We start from the raw sequence: 17,156 nt of genomic DNA, 5'->3' as shown, positions 1-17,156 counted from the left end.
TTTGAAGATGAGCATTACATTAACAGTACATTACACATGCTCTTCGCCGCTTCTTGCGGTGGGGAGCCTAACTTTAGAGGAGGAACGAACAATGAGTGGATTGAGCATGTTTTTTGCACAAAATGCAGCGTCGGATACAACAGAGGAGTTTATCGTATCACCCCGTTTTAAGGATGAGAAGGGTGAACCGGTTGCCTGGAAACTGCGCAGCATGACCGAGGACGAGAACCAGGAATGCCGCAAGGCAGCAACTCGCAAAATCAAAGGCAAAAACGGTGTTTACACGCCTGACATTGATGCCAACGATTATATGGCTCGCCTGATGAGTGCCAGCGTGGTGTATCCTGATTTGAAAAATGCAGAACTTCAGCGCTCGTATGGCGTGATGGGAGCAGAATCACTTTTGCGGAAAATGCTGCTGCCTGGGGAGTTTGCTGCACTCGGCGAACAAGTCCAGAAGCTGAACGGTTTCAATCAGGACATGAACGAACTGGTGGATGACGTAAAAAACTAATTAAAGAGGGCGATTCGGAAGCCAATCTGGCTTATTACGCTCTCCATGAATTGAACATTCTCCCGCATAATCTGATGGCCTTCTCTACACGTGAACGAGCGGCTATATACGCCATGATCTCCATCCGCGTGGAAGAAGAGAAGAAAGAACGGTCCAAGAACCGTGCGAGGAAAAAATAAAGGGGAAAGGAGGGAGAAATGAATGTATGCCATGTTTGCAAGACTGTATCTGATGTCAAACAAAATGGTTCAGCAATTTCAAAATCTGCCTGTAGTGATCAATTCGGTTTTTAATCCTGGAAATCTGAGCAGAATTCAGCTTGCAGGTAACTTATTGAGAGGTGTGTCAGAAGAACAGGCTAAAGTAAATGCCTCTTTTGCGGAAGGTGCTCAGCGAGTACGAGCTTGGATCGGTATGATCAAGTCAGCAGGGCAAACCGTTCTTGTTCCAGCAGCGCAGGAAGAGGATTTGAAACAACGTTACATGGCTGCGACTGGCAATGATGCGCAGGGAGAGACGATATTTAATCGTTATCGCGCGGAAGCTTTTAAGAGTGGGCAAAATGTCACTGATGCTCTGAAGGGAGCATTATCTTTCATACCGTATGCCCAGAATACGGATCAGGTTGATCAACTCAGAGATATGACTAAACGGTTAAGTATGCTTTCTCCAGATGGGAAAAGTGTGTCAGATGCATCGAGTGCATTGGTGGCTGCGATGAACGGAAATAATGGTGAGCTTTCCAAATCCTTCAACATTCCTGCTGAAGTGCTGAATGGGGCTGGCTTACAGAAAAATATTGAAGCATCGGATCTGGATGGGTTTATCCAAAAACTTGATGTTATTCTGCAAAAACAAGGCTACACGCAGCAGGCTTTTGATACCATGTTGGATTCACCACTACAGAAGTGGAATGCACTTGTAAATCAGTTCAATGGGGTATTGGGTCAGATCGGGCAGGCGGCACTTGTTGCTTTATCGCCTTTGCTGGATCGTTTGAACGAAGCTTTTGCGAATGGAGAGTTTACCGTCATTATTGGTTGGATTAGTAACGCTTTTACTATTGCAGCAAATGCACTAACGATGTTGGTAAACGGGATTTTGTTTTTAGCAGGTGTGATACAACAAAACTGGGATATTATCCAGCCTATATTAATGGCGCTTGCAATCGTTGTTCTGGCCCTCGTTATTGCGCAAGTCTACAGTCTCGTGGCTGCGTGGTTGCTGCTTAATTGGCCGATCCTTCTGGCAATTGCTGCAATCGCAGCGATTATTGGCATTCTGAATCTGATGGGGATATCAGGTACACAGATTTTGGGAGCGATCATTGGTACCTTTATGATGTTGGCTGAGAGAGTCAGGGTAGTGGTTGCAACAATTTGGAATTTGTTTGCTATATTAGGAGATTTTCTAATCAATCTATTCAATGATCCTGTCTATGCCATCCAAAAACTGTTCTATGATTTGGGAATGTTTGTATTAGGAATTTTCTATAATGTAATGTTAGGTATAGAGGATTTTCTTAATAAAGCTGTAAGTGCAATAGGGAGTGTTGCCTCCTTTATCAATGATACTTTTGGTACGAACTTGACTGTGATGTCCGAATCGGATATCAAAATTGGCAGTAATACTGTCAAGGGATGGATGGACTCGCTAGAATCACTGGAGCCGCACAGTGATCAAAATGTATTCCATTCCATAAGAATGGATGGGCAATACAATCCCAATGCATATGAGGATGGTCAGAAGATGGCGGAGGATTTGTTTTCCGGTTTTTCTTCAACCTCGAATGCAGATTCCAAAGAAACAAGTTTACCTGGGAAATTTGGCGGCTTTACTCCGAAAACACCTTCTATGCCTTCTATGCCATCGATGCCAACTGTATCTGCTCCCACTATAGTTCCTAATAACAACATGAGTAATATCAACAAAATCAACAATATCGGACAGGTGGACAAAATCGGAGACGTGGATGGTACGGTGGATGTAACCAGTGAAGATCTGAAACTGATGCGTGAGCTTGCAGAAATGCAGGCTATTCAGCGATTCGTCAGTCTGACACCAACCGTTCAGGTTACCACAGGAGATATCAACAGTGGACATGACGTGGACAGTATCATCAGCAAGATCACCGATGGACTGAACAGTCAGATCGTCTCCAGTGCTCAGGGGGTGTATGGTTAAATGGAATATTATATCCAGCTCAGCTTCAACAATCGATCCGAATACATGTATCTCCCGGTGACACCAGAGAGTATTGAGTTTTCGGATGCGGGGGATGGGAGCACGTTTAACGTCAGCGCTTTGGGTGAGATTAATGTGATCAAGTCGCCAAAACTGCGTGAAGTCAGTTTCAGCGGGATCTTTCCGGCGGACTACAGCCCCTATCATCTGAATTACGATGCAAGTCATCCGGCAGTACAGAAGGAATATTACAGTGATCCGTATGAATATGTGAAAAAGATTATTCGCTGGATGCAGACAGGCAGGCCCGTCCGGCTGTTCTTTTCCAGTGCAAGGTACACGATTAATATGGCGGTTTCCATTGAAAGCTTCGACTGGAAGGAGACAGCGGGGACGGTGGGCGATATCCAGTATGATATCCAGCTGAAACAGTTCATCTTTTACGCAGCGAAAAAAGTAGTGCCACTCAAGGACAGCAAGGATAAAGCTGCTTCAACAACGAAGACCAAGGACTCGCGGCCTAATGAAAAAGTCCAAGCCAAGACCGTTACACTCAAAGCTGGAGACTCTTTGTGGTCTGTTGCCAAAGCTCATCTGGGAGACGGATCTCGCTGGAAAGAACTACAGAAGCTGAACGGTATCAAGGATGTACAACTGAAGAAGCTTCCCATCGGTCTGGTAGTCAAGCTTCCGTGAAAGGAGGGGGAACATGCAGCAGCAGATCAGTTTGAATGGCAAACAGGGAAAATTGAAGGAGCAATTATGGCTGGATGATAAGCAGGGAAACATCTGGGATATTAGCGAAATTGCCGGCGAAATTACCTACAAAACCTCCCGCATCGGCAAGCCGTCCTCTCTGGAATTTACGTTGATCAAGGGCAGCCTATACCAGAATTCGAAATTCACATATGAGAATGGATATGTAGTAAAGTATATCAGCAGCGAGGTAGAAATATTTTATGGATATGTCTTTTCGGTGGATAGCGGCAAGGACGAAAGTGTCAAAATCAAAGCCTACGACCAGACGCGTTATCTTACCGCAAACCAGACGTACAAGTTCGTCAACGCAACCGCTGCTGATGTGATCAAACGAATTGCAACTGACTTTCAGCTGAAGATGGGTGATCTGATCCAGCCGAAATATGTCATTCCGCGTATGTTATTTGATAACAAGAAGCTGATCGACATGATCTGTGAGGCGTTGGACCGAACGCTGATCTATGGCGGCAAAAACTATATCTTTTACGACGACTTTGGGAAGCTTGTGCTTCGGGATGTGGAAGAGATGCCATACGGCTTTGTTATTGGAGATAACAGCCTGCTCACGAATTACAGCTATACCCGGTCAATTGACGACCAGACGTATAACAAGATCAAGCTGTATCGGGACAACAAGGATACGGGAAAAAGGGAAACATTCGTCCATCAGGACTCAGGCAGCATCCGTCAGTGGGGGCTGCTTTTTTTGTACCAAAAAGCGGACGACGGCCTGAATGAAGGCCAGATTGATGCCATGCTAAAGACCCTGATGACGCTACGTAACCGCGAGACTCAATCATTAAAAGTGGATGCGCTTGGCGATTTCAGAGTTAGGGCAGGCAGTTATGTCAATATTCAGATTGAGGAACTGAAGGTAAATCAATATTTCCTGGTAGACGAATGTACGCACAAGGTACAGGGAGGCGTGCACACGATGTCGCTGGATTTGAAGGTGGTGTAACAATTAATGATGCTGGATGTAATTAAAAAGGCGGCTGTGGCCGCCGTGGATGCCAAGTCCCCCGTTCAGGTCATGTACGGAACAGTGACGAGGGCAAAGCCCTTAGAGGTTACCGTTGAACAACGGCTGGCTTTGGCTGAGCCTTTTCTGGTACTGCCGGAATCTGTAGTGAGGAAGAGTTGGACTGTTGGTGACCATGTCCTGTTGCTCCGGGTGCAAGGTGGGGACAGCTTTGTTGTGCTGGATCGGCTGGTGAAGCCATGATTCCACAAGGTGCACAATTGAGTGCGGAAGATCAGGAAGAAGCGGCTGTGCTTCCAAGTCTGACGTATGTGCTTCAACTTTCTGGGCAGCGGATTGGAAGGCTGCAACTGGATGGAAAAGCTGCAATGAAGCAAGCCGTGTACAAAGCGTTGTCGACTCGCCGTTATGAGCATCTGATCTACTCATCGGATTACGGCATGGAATGGTCCTGGGAAGGAATGGCCGGACGATCCATGGTGGAATCGGAACTGGAACGTTGGATTCGGGAAGCGTTGCTTCCGGATGATCGCATTTTGGATGTAACCGAGTTCGATTTTGTTCACGAGGCAGATGGGGTACGGGTGTCTTTTACCGTGGAAACGGATTTCGGCTCTTTCAAGGGAGAAACGGAGGTGAACATGAATGTATGAACAACAGACGTTTGAAGTCATTTTAGACCGAATGCTGAACAAAGTACCGGATGGTGTGGATAAACGTGAAGGCAGCATTATCTATGATGCGCTCGCGCCTGCTGCTGTAGAAATGGCTCAGATGTATATTGAGCTGGATATTAACGCCAATCTGAAATTCGCGGACACGGCTTCCGGGGAGTATTTGGACCGCGCGGTGGCCTGGTCTGGCATTACCCGGAAAGTGGCAACCCGGGCACTCTGGGTCGGCAGCTTCAAAGATAACGCGGGTAAACCCGTTGAAATTCCTCTGGAGAGTCGTTTTTCCACAGGGGATCGGGTGTATGTTGTTGTGGAGCGCATCGCGGCAGGGCAATATGTGCTGGAATGTGAGGTTGCCGGAGCGGAAGGCAATGAATATACAGGGGCGCTGCTGCCCATCGATTATATAGCCGGACTGACATCGGCGGAACTGACACAGCTGCTTGTTCCTGGTGAAGATGAGGAAACAGATCAGGCTCTGTATGACCGATATCAGGACAAAGTTTCCCGTCCGGTCACGAGTGCCAACAAATATCAATATGAACTGTGGGCAAGAGAAAACTCAGGCGTTGGTAAAGCAAAAGCTTTTCCGCTATGGGACGGTCCGGGGACGGTAAAAGTGGCGCTGTTAAACAATGAGATGCACGCACCCGCTGAGGCGGTGATTCACGCGGTACAGGAATATATCGATCCAACCCAGGATGGGATGGGCGAAGGCGCGGCTCCAATTGGCCCCGTGGTCACGGTGGTGGGGGCTGAAGAAGTACCCATTGATGTGGAGGTGCAAGTCACACTAGCCTCAGGCTCAACGTATGAGGGCGTAAAAACGCTGATTGAAGAGGGCGTTACTGCCTATCTGAAAGAGTTGGCATTTGCCGATCCGCTAGTCCGTTGGACACGAATTGCCAATGTCATTCTGGATATCCCGCCTGTGATCGATTATAGCGATCTGTTGGTGAATGGCGGCATGTCCAATCTGGAGATTGCACCCGGTGCAGTAGCCGTTCTCGGGATGGTGAAGGTGACATGAGTAAAGCTGAGGTGCTGATGTCCCTTTTACCCCCGTTGTATGAAAATGTACTTGAGATGCAGTTGCTTACGGAGACCGAAGGTGAAGAACTGGACAAGATTGCGGCGGGATTGGAAGGCGTATTAGACCAGTTTTACCCGGAGTCTGCAACCTGGGCATTGGAACGGTATGAGCGGGATTTGCAAATTCCAACGAATCCAGCCAAGCCGGAAGAGCAGCGGAGATCCGTGATCATTTCCAAAATGCGAGGGAGCGGTAAAGTCTCAGGTTCGATGCTCAAAAATGTGGCACAGGCGTATGAAAGTGGTGGGATTGATGTGTCCGTCTCACCCGTGGAATATCTGATTCGAATTCGCTTCATAGATACATTGGGATTGCCGCCTAACCTGAACGATTTGAAAGCAGCGATTGAGGATATCAAACCGGCACATATGACTGTGGAATATCGACTCCGGTATTTGACGATTGCCGAAGTGGAGAGCATGACGTTGGCTGAGATCGAACAGACCCGGCAGGATAAATTTTCAGGAGGTGGAGCTTAACATGAATGAACCAAAAACCCCGAATCTCGGGCTGAATAAGATTGACCGCAGCTCGCCATCGACAACCTATTTCGATCTGGACAAATATTTGGACCAGAACTGGGAGAAGGTTGATGGTTTTGCAGAGCAGGTGGAGGAAAAGGTAGAGGATACAGTTGCACAGGTTAGCAATATCCAAGAGCGACTTGATACGGAAAAGCGGAGATCTGTGACACTGGAGCCAGGATTACAGATTATCAAGGCTGAACGTACCTCGGCGTTTAAGTTGGAAGGATTGAAGGGCCGGACGCTGGTGAATTTGTTGGGGCGTATTGGTAGATTTGGTAACTTATCCAACGTGGCATCTAATGGAAATCACTCGATATCCGTAAGTGCTGGGAATAAGATTGACGGGGATAATGCTTTGGAAATTACAAATACCGGAAAAGGAGGAGTGCAGGATCTTGTTAGAGTGACCGATTTCACTTTTGAAAACGATGCTTTTTATATTGGCATTATGAACGCAAAAGCAGATGTATCGACGTTATTACACTCCGAGCTGTTCGGCACACGGGGAAGTGTTTTAGGACAAGAGGTAACCACGAAGTGGAAGACATTAGTATTTAGGTATCTTGGAACGAAAGGAGGGGTGGGGCTTCACTTTTGGAATGACACTGCGACGGCTACTACTATTTACATTAATGGATTACGATTGTTCAAGGTAAAGAGTGCCGAATATATTGCACCTGATGCCGACTTGATCGCTAAGTATCCTTACGTCGATAGCGTCCAACCCGTGCGAAATCCGTATGCGATTCGATATGGAGAGAATTTGTTACCGCCGCTTATGGGATCATCCTTTGTAAATGTAAGCAATTATATAACTGGGCCGTATGAATGGATCAATCCATTAGGCAAAGAAAATACGGGGTACACAGTATTGAGATTCAGAGTTACCCCTAATACCGACTATACACTCAATGCAGAAATATTTACAAATGTAAGCACCTCAGTATACCCGTTGAATTTAGAAGTTCCTAACCCGCCCAAATATTGGGGAGCTGAACTTCCATATACGTTTAACAGTGGGAATAATACGGAACTTAACTTTTTGTTTAGAGCGAACATTGAAGGCGAGTACGCCACGTTCAAAAACCCGATGCTCACTATCGGCACAACTCCAAAACCGTTCAAACCGCGTGAAGACGCCATGCTCGCATTGCAAACGGATTTATTCGCTGATCCATTAACGGGGACGAATGCTGACGAAGTGTTCGAAAAGGATGGGCAATATTTCAAGGCTAAGAAGTGGAAAAAGTTCTTATTAAATGACACATTGTCGTATTCGTTACTTAATAACTATGTAGGATTTAAACGTGTACTTATTCCAATAGGACAGTTGCCTCTTCCGTATGTATCAAGCAATGCCCGAACATCTTGGACAACTAAGTACGACGGGAAATTGCTAAATACAGTTGATACAGCGACAATGGCGGACTCTTATGACTACTCATCTTTATCTGGATGGTTATTGTCCATTTCCAACGCAGACAGCGGATGGGGAGACTCATATACACCGACAACCGACGAGATTAAGGCGTATTTCATGGGATGGGTTATGTATCAAAATGAATCGACATCATTAGCTCCATATAACGGTACTGGTACAAAAGCTTGGTCTTATCGTGCGTCGAATTTCTCAGGTGCTGTTAATGCTGGGACTATGTTAGGCGGGACAACTAATCTCCCTACTCAATTAGCTCCTTCAGGGGGAACGGCATATACATGGGTTCCATATCAACTCGTATATCAACTTGCAACGCCAACTGTTGAACCGATCACATCAGAAGGGCAATTGACGTTAATCGAAGGCAGTAACCAAGTTGAAGTAGGAACGGGGATTGTGTTGCGCGAAGGCGTGAAGCCTTATGCCAATGCTGGTATTGGCTACGTGGGGATTAATGCTCCAAGTTCGCCAAACTATCCGGGAACAGGGTTACAAACTAATGTGAGTAGACTCCTGAAAATATATAAGGACGGCAGAATCGATAATGGGTGGAAAATACAGCTAGGGCAAGGTATTACTGGCGGCGGGGAAGAATATGCCGATACTTCGATTGCTAATTACGAACCATCAGCCACGTACACCGTAACGTACCTAATGCTGGACAAGTCTCCAATTGTTCCATTCGCCGGAACGGTAGCCGAAAACGAAAAGGCGTTGCTTACAAACTTGGTACAAGACGTTCAACAAGCGAATGCACGTCTTAGCGTTGTGGAGTCGAAGAAGGCTGAGAAGGATGTTCCTGCTTGGATTACGCCTACGTTGCTGGCCCTATGGGTTAATTACTCCAACAACCCGAACGAAGCCGCACGATATAAAAAAATTGGAGACGTAGTGTACCTTACGGGAATTATAAAATCAGGAAATTATAGTTCAGCCGCTTTTTATCTACCTAAGGGCTACAGACCTGCCGGAGCAGTAGCGATTCCTGTAATCACAAATACCAGTTCAGGGGAAGTTATGGGGAAGGTAACGATTACTTCGGACGGAATGGTAAGAATTAGTGGCGGGAATTTATACGTGTATTTAGATGGAGTTACATTCTTAGCCGAACAATAAAGGAGGGATCAGATGAAAGCCGTAGCTAAAGTAAATACAGACGGCCTCTATCTGGAGGACGAGTTGTTGGACGATGCCTTTTCCGGTGTCGTCCCTTTTTATGCCGAACCTGAGCCAGTTGTCTATGACCCTGAAGCGCCTGAACAGCCTGAAGAACCTGAAGACGAGGAAGAGGCTGAACCGGAGATAGCGGGTTATATCGTAGGCGTTCCGGTTCCTGCTGGACTGTTTCTTCCTCGTTTTAAAATGGCCACGTGGGACGCTTATCTCGAAGAGGAAGAAAAAGCGCGAACCGAGTATCAAGCTCTATATGATGCCTGGCTTCAATTGCCTGAAGAAGAAAGGGAAGAGGCCCCCCAATATGTAGGTCCCGAGTTTCCGGAACTATGGATCGAAGGGTTTAGCCAGGAAGAGATTGACGAGCTGACCAAGCCGCAACCTGAAGAACCTTCAGAGTTGGATTTGCTAAAGCAGCGTCTGGCTGCAGCAGAAGAAGAAAATACCATGAACCAGATGGCCCTAATGGAGCTACATACCATGTTATTAAGTATGATGCCTGATGAGGCATAAACTAGTCTGGGTGCTGCGATTGTGCTGTGGTATTCATGAAAGGGGGTGATACTATGTTGGCTGTATACGTTGCATTGATCCAAAAAGGAGTAATCAATATTGATGCTGTTCCTGCGACGAGTCGGACGAAGGTAGCCGAAGCTCTTGAAACTGCAGGAACCGAACGAAGTGAAAATATCGTTTAACTAGCGTTCCGAATATGGAACACTAGTTTTCTGTCTTCTGAGGCATCTGCTACTAAAAACAAAGGAGGTGAAACCATGGAAAAATGGGACACCATTTGGAAATCTTTTATCGCACTCCTAACCAGTTCAGCAACCTACTTCTTCGGCGGTTGGTCAGGCGTGCTCGGTGTACTACTTGTTTTCGTCATCCTGGACTACCTAACCGGCATAGCTGCCGCGGGGGCGAGTGGCAAGCTCGAAAGCAATGTCGGGATGTTCGGCATCGCGCGAAAGGTATTTATATTTGCAATGGTATCGGTGGCTCATCTGGTGGACGGTGTTCTGGGAGACGGACATTTGTTCAGGGATGCGGTCGCCTTTTTTTATATCGCGAATGAGCTGTTATCCATTATTGAAAATGGGGGTAAACTGGGAGCACCGATTCCTCCTGCGATCCGGCAGGCAATTGAAGTGCTCAAGGGCAAGGGAGGAGACGGGGGGATTCCCGGTAACTATACTCCTGATTCCAGAAATTCTTTTGTACAGTCAGATCATCAGGATGTTGATCAACACATTAGAGATGATACGAAGTAAGGACTCAGCTTTCATTCCAATTTGCCCTGTAGCAAGGGATAGAGCAATATTAATTCGGAAGTCTGTACCATTGGCTACAAGTAGTGAAAGAGACGGAATCGATTCTGAAGAAGCGGAGCGGTCGCCTTTGTCTCTGAATTTTAACCTTTAAATAATGAATCAAAAAAATTTGGAGACAACAGCGATCGGAAGAACGATCCGTATCTGGAACGGTCCACGTACCAACTTGGTATGTTTCCCTTAGTGGGTTAATAGATAGCCAGTTGAACTTAGCTTTTACCATCAACAAAGGACATGCACACAAGCAACTCCAAGCCTCCTGGCATTAACTATATACAAACGGCAATTTGCCGCATAAAGGGTGTGAGAAACATGCAAACCAGAAGCTCAGGCAACACGCAGGGCATTGACGTCTCACGTTACCAAGGCAACATCGACTGGGCCAAAGTGAAAGCAAGCGGAATAACGTTTGTGTTCATCAAGGCGACCGAGGGACAGACGTATACCGACCCGAACTTTCAGAAAAATGCAACCGGCGCACTGGCGGCAGGCATGCTGGTCGGAACGTACCATTTCTTCCGCGCAACCTCCACGGATGGGGCCAAGGCGGAAGCGGCGCATTATGCCAATACACTGAAAAAAGTCGGAGGCGCCAAGGCGCTGCAGCTGCCACCGGTCATGGACTATGAGAATAACCCGGGCAATTTGAGCAAAGCGCAGATCAACACGGTAGCCAAAGCCTTTTTAACCGAATTGCAGCGGCTTACGGGTGTAAAACCAATTATATATACGGGCAATTCATTTGCCAGCAATTTTGACACCTCGCTTGGCACATATGATCTGTGGATTGCGCGTTACAGCAGCACACGTGTGCCGGATGACCAGCCTGCCTGGAAACGTTGGACGTTCTGGCAGTATACGGACTCGGGTAAGGTCAATGGAATCGGTGGCAACGTGGACATGAATGAGTTCGAGGGATCAGCAGCCGAGCTGCGGGCCAGATATGCAGCAGCAGCACCAAAGCCGCCAGAACCATCTGAGCCGACGAAGCCAACAAAACCGACTGAACCACCGAAAGGGGGCGAACCGATGACAGCCGAAGAGAAAGCCGCGTTTGATGCGTTGAAGGCACAGGTAGACAAACTGCAGGCACGCCAGCAGATGGAAGTCCCGGTGTGGGCCAAAGCAGCTGTAGATGCGGCCCTGGCGTATGACACCAAAAATCCGCTGTTCAGCATCGATAACGGAGCAAGTTATGATTTTTACCGTTTTCTTACGGTCATGTATCGCAGAGGTTTGTTCAAGAAGTGAGTTAACACAGGTCTAATAAAGCTATAATGGACGCTACCAGAGCGGGATTAAGAGGGGACACATCGGCATTTTCCTGTCGAATCGTGTTCTTTTTTTGTGTTTTATGTAACTAAAATTAACGCGTGAATAAAGTTGAAGACTTATGTCCGCAAAACTCTTGTCTAATTGATGAATGTGATGTAAAGTAAGTTACACGAAATTGTTTTCAACCACTGTTTATTTACATAAACCTCCTCACCATGACAGAGCCTTAACATGACAAGTTATCGTAATGTCTCCCTGTTGTCTAATTCCTGCATCTTCGAACATACACACTCATACACGCAGCTTCATACAACTACCTTCATCTGAAACTACGACGTTCTACATCCATTTTAGATTTTAACGGAATGTTAGATGCTGTCCAACCCTTCCAATGGCAAATACCAAACTTCATGAGCAAACAAACAAAATGTATCCGAAACGAACGATGTTCTAATACCATGTTCTAATGCAATTCTCTTTGTCTTCTAATCCCGTTTTCACTCTCATCAAAATAGTAGATTACTGTAGCTAATTGACCTAAGTTCAATTATTGCGCAACTTGGAACCGAACTAACCTTTTCTCTAAAAGGTAATCTTTTGGATCCGCATAATACGTGCTCGGTACGCAAAACCGTCAAAAAACGAATGGAAATCCATCTTATTTTAATCCAATCATAATTACAGGTATCACAGGCATTTAAAGCCTTTTACAGATACAAGCAAGCACCAAACCGATTGCCATCATTGGAGTTTTTTCACGCCAGCATCACACACATTATGAGACAGGGAAGGGTGTTGTACGTATGCGAATGAGAAAAAAATGGATGTCCGGAATCATGGCGATGGCCATGAGTACAGTTTTGATTCTATCGGGCTGCTCCAGCAATGAGGGGGCTGGGAATTCACCTGCTCCGGCCGAAGGCAGCGAACCTCCAGCGGAAGTGACCGAGGCTCAGGATACGATGATCATGGGCCGCGGTGGGGATTCCGTAGCGCTCGACCCGGCAATTGTAACAGATGGAGAGTCGCTCAAAATTGGGCATCAGGTGTTCGACTCCTTGCTGGATTACAAGGAAGGCGAGACTGAGGTCGTTCCTGGTCTGGCAGAGAGCTGGGAGATTTCGGCGGATGGCCTGAAGTACACGTTTAAGCTGAAGTCCGGCGTGAAGTTCCATGATGGAACGGATTTCAATGCCGAGGCTGTTGTATTTAACTTCAACCGCTGGAGCGATCCGGCGAGTGAATATAAATTCGAAGGTGATTCCTTCGACTATTATGATTCCATGTTTGGGCCAGAGGATGGCCGTGTCATCAAGGAAGTGAAAGCGATCGACGAGACGACCGTTGAGTTCACGTTGAACCAGCCGCAGGCGCCTTTCCTGCAAAACATCGCGATGACACCATTCGGTATTGCCAGCCCAACTGCGATTCAGGAGAAAAAAGAGAATTTCAAAAGCGAGCCCGTGGGCACAGGCCCCTTTGTATTCGTAGAGTGGAAGCGGAACGACTCCATCACTCTGGAGAAAAACCCGAATTACTGGAAAGAAGGACTGCCGAAGCTGAACAAAGTCATTGTTCGTTCGATTCCGGACAACACGGCACGCTTCAATGCGCTGCAAAATGGCGAGATTGATGTCATGGAAGACCTGAACCCGGATGACCTGTCCATCCTCGAAGGCAATAGTGAACTGCAAAAGATCGAGCGTCCACCGTTCAATGTGGCGTATATTGGCTTTAACTTTAAGAAGAAACCATTTGACGATGTAAAAGTAAGACAAGCCCTCAACCACGCGGTAAACAAGCAGGGCATTATCGATGCTTTCTTTGCCGGACAGGCCCAGCCTGCGGTGAACCCAATGCCACCGACACTGTGGGGATATAACGATTCCATTGAGGATTATCCGTATGATTTGGAAAAAGCAAAAGCATTACTGGCCGAAGCCGGCTTCCCTGACGGATTGCCTGACCCGGTGACATTCTATGCAATGCCGGTATCGCGTCCTTACATGCCTGACGGCAAGAAGGTGGCCGAAGCGATCCAAGCCGATTTTGAGAAAATCGGAGTAACCGTCAATATCGAATCGCCGGAGTGGGCGACATATCTCGATGATGCAAAAGCCGGGGAGAAGGACGATATCTACATGCTCGGCTGGACCGGAGACAACGGTGACCCGGATAACTTCCTGTACACGTTGCTCGATAAAGACGCAATTCCCGGCAACAACCGCAGTTTCTACGTAAACGAAGAATTGCATGTGCTGCTGACCGATGCTCAGAAAGAAACCGACCAGGACAAACGCGCCGAGCTGTACAAGCAGGCTCAAGTCATTATCAAAGAGGATGCACCATGGATCCCACTTGTGCACACGACACCTATCCTGGCAGGTAAAGCCAACCTGAAAGGTTTTGTGCCTTCCCCGCTGGGAAGCGAATCCTATGCAAATGCCTACTTTGAATAACGGATATGTGAGCTGATAACATTAATTTCACGTTACATTCTTCAAGGCGCTGGTGAACACGCAATGCTTGGCAGAATCCGCATCTGGTTGTAACGATCCGAAGCTTGCTTGTCTGCCGGCGCTTTTTTATCATTGCATGTTGCATGATACGTCAAAGGCAGGTGAGTGTGATTGAACAGCTATATTGTCAAACGTATACTCGTGTTGCTGCCCGTTCTGCTGGGCATGACCCTGATCGTCTTTTCCATTATCCACGCCATCCCGGGTGATCCTGCTGAGACCATACTTGGGCAAAAGGCAACCGAGCAGTCCAAGCAGGCCCTTCGTGACCAGCTCGGACTTGATAAACCGTGGTTTCAGCAGTATTTCGCCTACCTTGGCGATTTGCTTCAGGGAGACTTGGGCACATCCATCCGCACCAAGGTGCCTATTGCCCAGGAAATTGTACCTTACCTGACAGCCACCCTTGAATTAACGATGGCGAGCATGTTGTTTGCTGTCATTATAGGCGTCAATGCGGGAATCGTCAGTGCATGGAAACATAACTCCTGGTTCGACTACTGCTGTATGGTCATTGCGCTCGTTGGCGTGTCGATGCCGATTTTCTGGCTCGGTCTGATGGAACAATGGCTGTTTGCCAACAAGCTGCACTGGCTGCCTTCCATTGGACGAATGAATGCACGTGATCCCGTTGAAGCCATTACGGGTCTATATGTACTTGATACGATGATTGCCGGTCGTTGGGAGCAGTTGTGGACCGTAACCAAACATCTGATTCTGCCAAGTGTAGCACTTGGAACGATTCCGATGGCTGTAATTGCCCGGATGACACGCTCCAGCATGCTTGAAGTGATGAGTTCGGATTATATCCGTACCGCAAAGGCGAAGGGGCTCGGTCCGTTTTTTGTCGTATATGGACATGCGCTCAAAAACGCCTTTATCCCCGTCCTGACCGTTATCGGCATACAAACGGGCTCTTTGCTCGGTGGTGCGGTGTTGACCGAAACGATCTTCGCCTGGCCTGGTGTGGGACGATATATATATGAAGCGATTAGTTCGCGGGACTACCCCGTGATTCAGAGCGGCATTCTGATCGTGGCCTTTTTCTTCGTGGTGATTAATCTAATTGTCGACTTGCTCTACGCTGTGTTTGATCCGCGGATTAGCTATAAATAGGAATGGTCCCATCTCATCTTTCATTCATATCCAAGAAGGGAGACGCCGCATGGCCAAATTATCGACCAACACCGGACAATCCATCGACGCTGCATCTGTACATGCATCCGTTCCGTGGCGGGAAGCCTGGAGAACATTTCGCCGCAACCGGCTGGCGCTCGCTGGACTGATCATTATCGTATTTTTCATCCTGTTGGCCTTCCTTGCTCCGTATATCGCCCCTTACGATTACAAGGAACAGGTGCTGACGGACCGGCTGCAGGCCCCTTCGGCGGAGCATTGGTTCGGCACCGATGATCTGGGGCGTGACGTGTTTTCACGTGTGCTGTATGGTGCGCGCATCTCGTTGTGGGTAGGATTCTTCTCGGTGATCGGTTCCATAATTGCGGGAGCATTGCTTGGGCTGGTTGCCGGGTTTTACGGAAAATGGGTGGATATGCTCATCTCACGTCTATTCGATATCCTATTGGCCTTTCCGGGCATCCTGCTCGCCATCGCCATTGTGGCGATTCTTGGTCCATCCCTGCAAAATGCATTACTCGCCATCGCCATTGTGAACATTCCAACCTACGGACGATTGGTTCGATCACGTGTACTTAGCTTGAGACAGGAGGAATTCATTACGTCTGCCCGCACACTGGGTGCGAATAATATGCGGATATTGTTCCGTCATATCCTGCCGAACAGCCTTACTCCGCTGATTGTGCAAGGTACACTTGGCATCGGAACAGCGATTATTGAGGCGGCAGCACTTGGATTCCTTGGCATGGGGGCACAGCCGCCTGATCCGGAATGGGGCAAAATGCTCTCGGATTCCCGTCAGTTTCTGCAAAAGGCACCGTGGACGCTCATCTTTCCCGGGCTTTCCATCATGCTGACCGTACTCGGCTTCAACCTACTCGGGGATGGATTGCGTGACACCCTTGATCCGAAGATGGTGAAATAAACAAGGAATGCACCCCAGCCTTACAACAATTTGTTCATTTAATTCTTCTTATAAAGTTTAACCTATCATTAAGCCGCGCTAAGCCGGTTCGAGTTTGATTCGAGCTGGCTTTTTGTATTGTCCGATTGATTACGTTAAAATCAAATGTGCGCGTATAAATGAAGGGTTAATCACCCATTTTGTTAAAATAACGCCCGGCGTATTGACACCCAATTTTGCCATATGTTATATAAAAGAAAGGGTTTAGCACTCCGCTCATCTGAGTGCTAACAAATGACGCTTTTTACTACAGGACTACATATGGAATGATTGTGTTTTTGAATATAGATTGGCAGCTGAAAGAGCATGGAGACGCGAAGTGGATAGGAAATACTCGGATGAAGAGCATTGATCTACAGAACTTGAATATTTGCCTCAACTTTAAAATTAGCACTGTTCAACGGCGAAAGTAGTGGAGGGGACGAAATCGATTCTGAAGAAGCGAAGCGCTCGCCTTTATCACCGGATTTTCCATTTTAAATATTGGATCAAAAAAATCTGGGGATAACAGCGATCGGAAGAACGATTCGTAACCGGAACGGCTGCATCGCACAACGTCATGCTTTTTTTTAATGAGTTTATACAA

Annotated in this window: 17 protein-coding genes; all 17 read left to right on the top strand. The window is 47.3% G+C overall.

The genetic code is table 11. The annotated features are described in order from the left end of the window. Positions 1-91: 91 nt before the first annotated feature. Positions 92-514, top strand: a complete 423-nt coding sequence (locus tag AB3N00_RS12145) for a phage tail assembly chaperone (protein WP_175398152.1) — start codon at positions 92-94, stop codon at positions 512-514. A gap of 50 nt (positions 515-564) precedes the next feature. Beyond that, on the top strand, positions 565-693 hold the full coding sequence (locus tag AB3N00_RS12140) for a hypothetical protein (protein ID WP_413034743.1): 129 nt from the start codon (positions 565-567) through the stop codon (positions 691-693). A 22-nt stretch (positions 694-715) separates the two neighbouring features. After that, entirely contained in the window at positions 716-2,698 is a 1,983-nt protein-coding gene (locus AB3N00_RS12135; protein ID WP_413034742.1) for a hypothetical protein, read from the top strand. Further along, a complete protein-coding gene (locus AB3N00_RS12130; RefSeq protein ID WP_413034741.1) occupies positions 2,699-3,394 on the top strand; it encodes a LysM peptidoglycan-binding domain-containing protein in 696 nt (231 codons plus the stop codon). A 13-nt stretch (positions 3,395-3,407) separates the two neighbouring features. Beyond that, a complete protein-coding gene (locus AB3N00_RS12125; RefSeq protein ID WP_413034740.1) occupies positions 3,408-4,418 on the top strand; it encodes a hypothetical protein in 1,011 nt (336 codons plus the stop codon). Positions 4,419-4,424: 6 nt separating this feature from the next. Beyond that, positions 4,425-4,682 (top strand): DUF2577 family protein, encoded by a 258-nt coding sequence (locus tag AB3N00_RS12120; RefSeq protein WP_413034739.1) that lies wholly within the window; start codon positions 4,425-4,427, stop codon positions 4,680-4,682. Next, the gene (locus AB3N00_RS12115) at positions 4,679-5,092 is read left to right on the top strand and encodes a DUF2634 domain-containing protein (protein WP_413034738.1); all 414 of its coding nucleotides are present in this window, start codon (positions 4,679-4,681) and stop codon (positions 5,090-5,092) included. The genes AB3N00_RS12120 and AB3N00_RS12115 overlap by 4 nt, the downstream gene beginning before the upstream one ends. Next, positions 5,085-6,143, top strand: coding sequence for a baseplate J/gp47 family protein (locus AB3N00_RS12110; protein WP_413034737.1), 1,059 nt, complete (start codon positions 5,085-5,087; stop codon positions 6,141-6,143). The genes AB3N00_RS12115 and AB3N00_RS12110 overlap by 8 nt, the downstream gene beginning before the upstream one ends. After that, positions 6,140-6,685: a putative phage tail protein gene (locus AB3N00_RS12105; protein WP_413034736.1), complete on the top strand. Its 546-nt coding sequence runs from the start codon at positions 6,140-6,142 to the stop codon at positions 6,683-6,685. Before AB3N00_RS12110 ends, AB3N00_RS12105 begins: the two co-directional genes overlap by 4 nt. Before the next feature lies 1 nt (position 6,686). Then, on the top strand, positions 6,687-9,287 hold the full coding sequence (locus tag AB3N00_RS12100) for a hypothetical protein (protein ID WP_413034735.1): 2,601 nt from the start codon (positions 6,687-6,689) through the stop codon (positions 9,285-9,287). Between the two features lie 12 nt (positions 9,288-9,299). Then, a complete protein-coding gene (locus tag AB3N00_RS12095) occupies positions 9,300-9,857 on the top strand; it encodes a hypothetical protein (RefSeq protein ID WP_413034734.1) in 558 nt (185 codons plus the stop codon). Positions 9,858-9,910: 53 nt separating this feature from the next. Next, positions 9,911-10,042 carry a CD1375 family protein gene (locus tag AB3N00_RS12090; protein ID WP_413034733.1) on the top strand — a complete coding sequence of 44 codons (132 nt, stop codon included), beginning with the start codon at positions 9,911-9,913 and terminating at the stop codon, positions 10,040-10,042. 75 nt (positions 10,043-10,117) lie between these two features. Then, complete coding sequence (locus AB3N00_RS12085; protein WP_413034732.1) at positions 10,118-10,615, top strand: holin family protein; 498 nt, start codon at positions 10,118-10,120, stop codon at positions 10,613-10,615. Positions 10,616-10,987: 372 nt separating this feature from the next. Then, positions 10,988-11,926, top strand: a complete 939-nt coding sequence (locus tag AB3N00_RS12080) for a glycoside hydrolase family 25 protein (RefSeq protein WP_413034731.1) — start codon at positions 10,988-10,990, stop codon at positions 11,924-11,926. An 833-nt stretch (positions 11,927-12,759) separates the two neighbouring features. Then, positions 12,760-14,409: an ABC transporter substrate-binding protein gene (locus tag AB3N00_RS12075; protein WP_413034730.1), complete on the top strand. Its 1,650-nt coding sequence runs from the start codon at positions 12,760-12,762 to the stop codon at positions 14,407-14,409. 171 nt (positions 14,410-14,580) lie between these two features. Then, positions 14,581-15,585 (top strand): ABC transporter permease, encoded by a 1,005-nt coding sequence (locus tag AB3N00_RS12070; RefSeq protein ID WP_413034729.1) that lies wholly within the window; start codon positions 14,581-14,583, stop codon positions 15,583-15,585. A 49-nt stretch (positions 15,586-15,634) separates the two neighbouring features. Continuing rightward, entirely contained in the window at positions 15,635-16,531 is an 897-nt protein-coding gene (gene nikC / locus AB3N00_RS12065) for a nickel transporter permease (protein WP_413034728.1), read from the top strand. Positions 16,532-17,156 lie beyond the last annotated feature (625 nt).

Source organism: Paenibacillus xylanilyticus, from assembly GCF_047246825.1.
Lineage (GTDB): Bacteria > Bacillota > Bacilli > Paenibacillales > Paenibacillaceae > Paenibacillus > Paenibacillus xylanilyticus_B.
This window is presented reverse-complemented; position numbering and strand designations above follow the sequence as displayed.

Excerpts from the sequence above, each read along its gene's own strand:
- AB3N00_RS12085 (WP_413034732.1), top strand. The coding sequence starts at position 10,118 with ATGGAAAAATGGGACACCATTTGGAAATCTTTTATCGCACTCCTAACC.
- AB3N00_RS12125 (WP_413034740.1), top strand. The coding sequence starts at position 3,408 with ATGCAGCAGCAGATCAGTTTGAATGGCAAACAGGGAAAATTGAAGGAG.
- AB3N00_RS12110 (WP_413034737.1), top strand. The coding sequence starts at position 5,085 with ATGTATGAACAACAGACGTTTGAAGTCATTTTAGACCGAATGCTGAAC.
- AB3N00_RS12145 (WP_175398152.1), top strand. The coding sequence starts at position 92 with ATGAGTGGATTGAGCATGTTTTTTGCACAAAATGCAGCGTCGGATACA.
- AB3N00_RS12075 (WP_413034730.1), top strand. The coding sequence starts at position 12,760 with ATGAGAAAAAAATGGATGTCCGGAATCATGGCGATGGCCATGAGTACA.
- AB3N00_RS12090 (WP_413034733.1), top strand. The coding sequence starts at position 9,911 with ATGTTGGCTGTATACGTTGCATTGATCCAAAAAGGAGTAATCAATATT.
- nikC (WP_413034728.1), top strand. The coding sequence starts at position 15,635 with ATGGCCAAATTATCGACCAACACCGGACAATCCATCGACGCTGCATCT.
- AB3N00_RS12120 (WP_413034739.1), top strand. The coding sequence starts at position 4,425 with ATGATGCTGGATGTAATTAAAAAGGCGGCTGTGGCCGCCGTGGATGCC.
- AB3N00_RS12100 (WP_413034735.1), top strand. The coding sequence starts at position 6,687 with ATGAATGAACCAAAAACCCCGAATCTCGGGCTGAATAAGATTGACCGC.
- AB3N00_RS12080 (WP_413034731.1), top strand. The coding sequence starts at position 10,988 with ATGCAAACCAGAAGCTCAGGCAACACGCAGGGCATTGACGTCTCACGT.
- AB3N00_RS12105 (WP_413034736.1), top strand. The coding sequence starts at position 6,140 with ATGAGTAAAGCTGAGGTGCTGATGTCCCTTTTACCCCCGTTGTATGAA.
- AB3N00_RS12095 (WP_413034734.1), top strand. The coding sequence starts at position 9,300 with ATGAAAGCCGTAGCTAAAGTAAATACAGACGGCCTCTATCTGGAGGAC.
- AB3N00_RS12115 (WP_413034738.1), top strand. The coding sequence starts at position 4,679 with ATGATTCCACAAGGTGCACAATTGAGTGCGGAAGATCAGGAAGAAGCG.
- AB3N00_RS12130 (WP_413034741.1), top strand. The coding sequence starts at position 2,699 with ATGGAATATTATATCCAGCTCAGCTTCAACAATCGATCCGAATACATG.
- AB3N00_RS12135 (WP_413034742.1), top strand. The coding sequence starts at position 716 with ATGTATGCCATGTTTGCAAGACTGTATCTGATGTCAAACAAAATGGTT.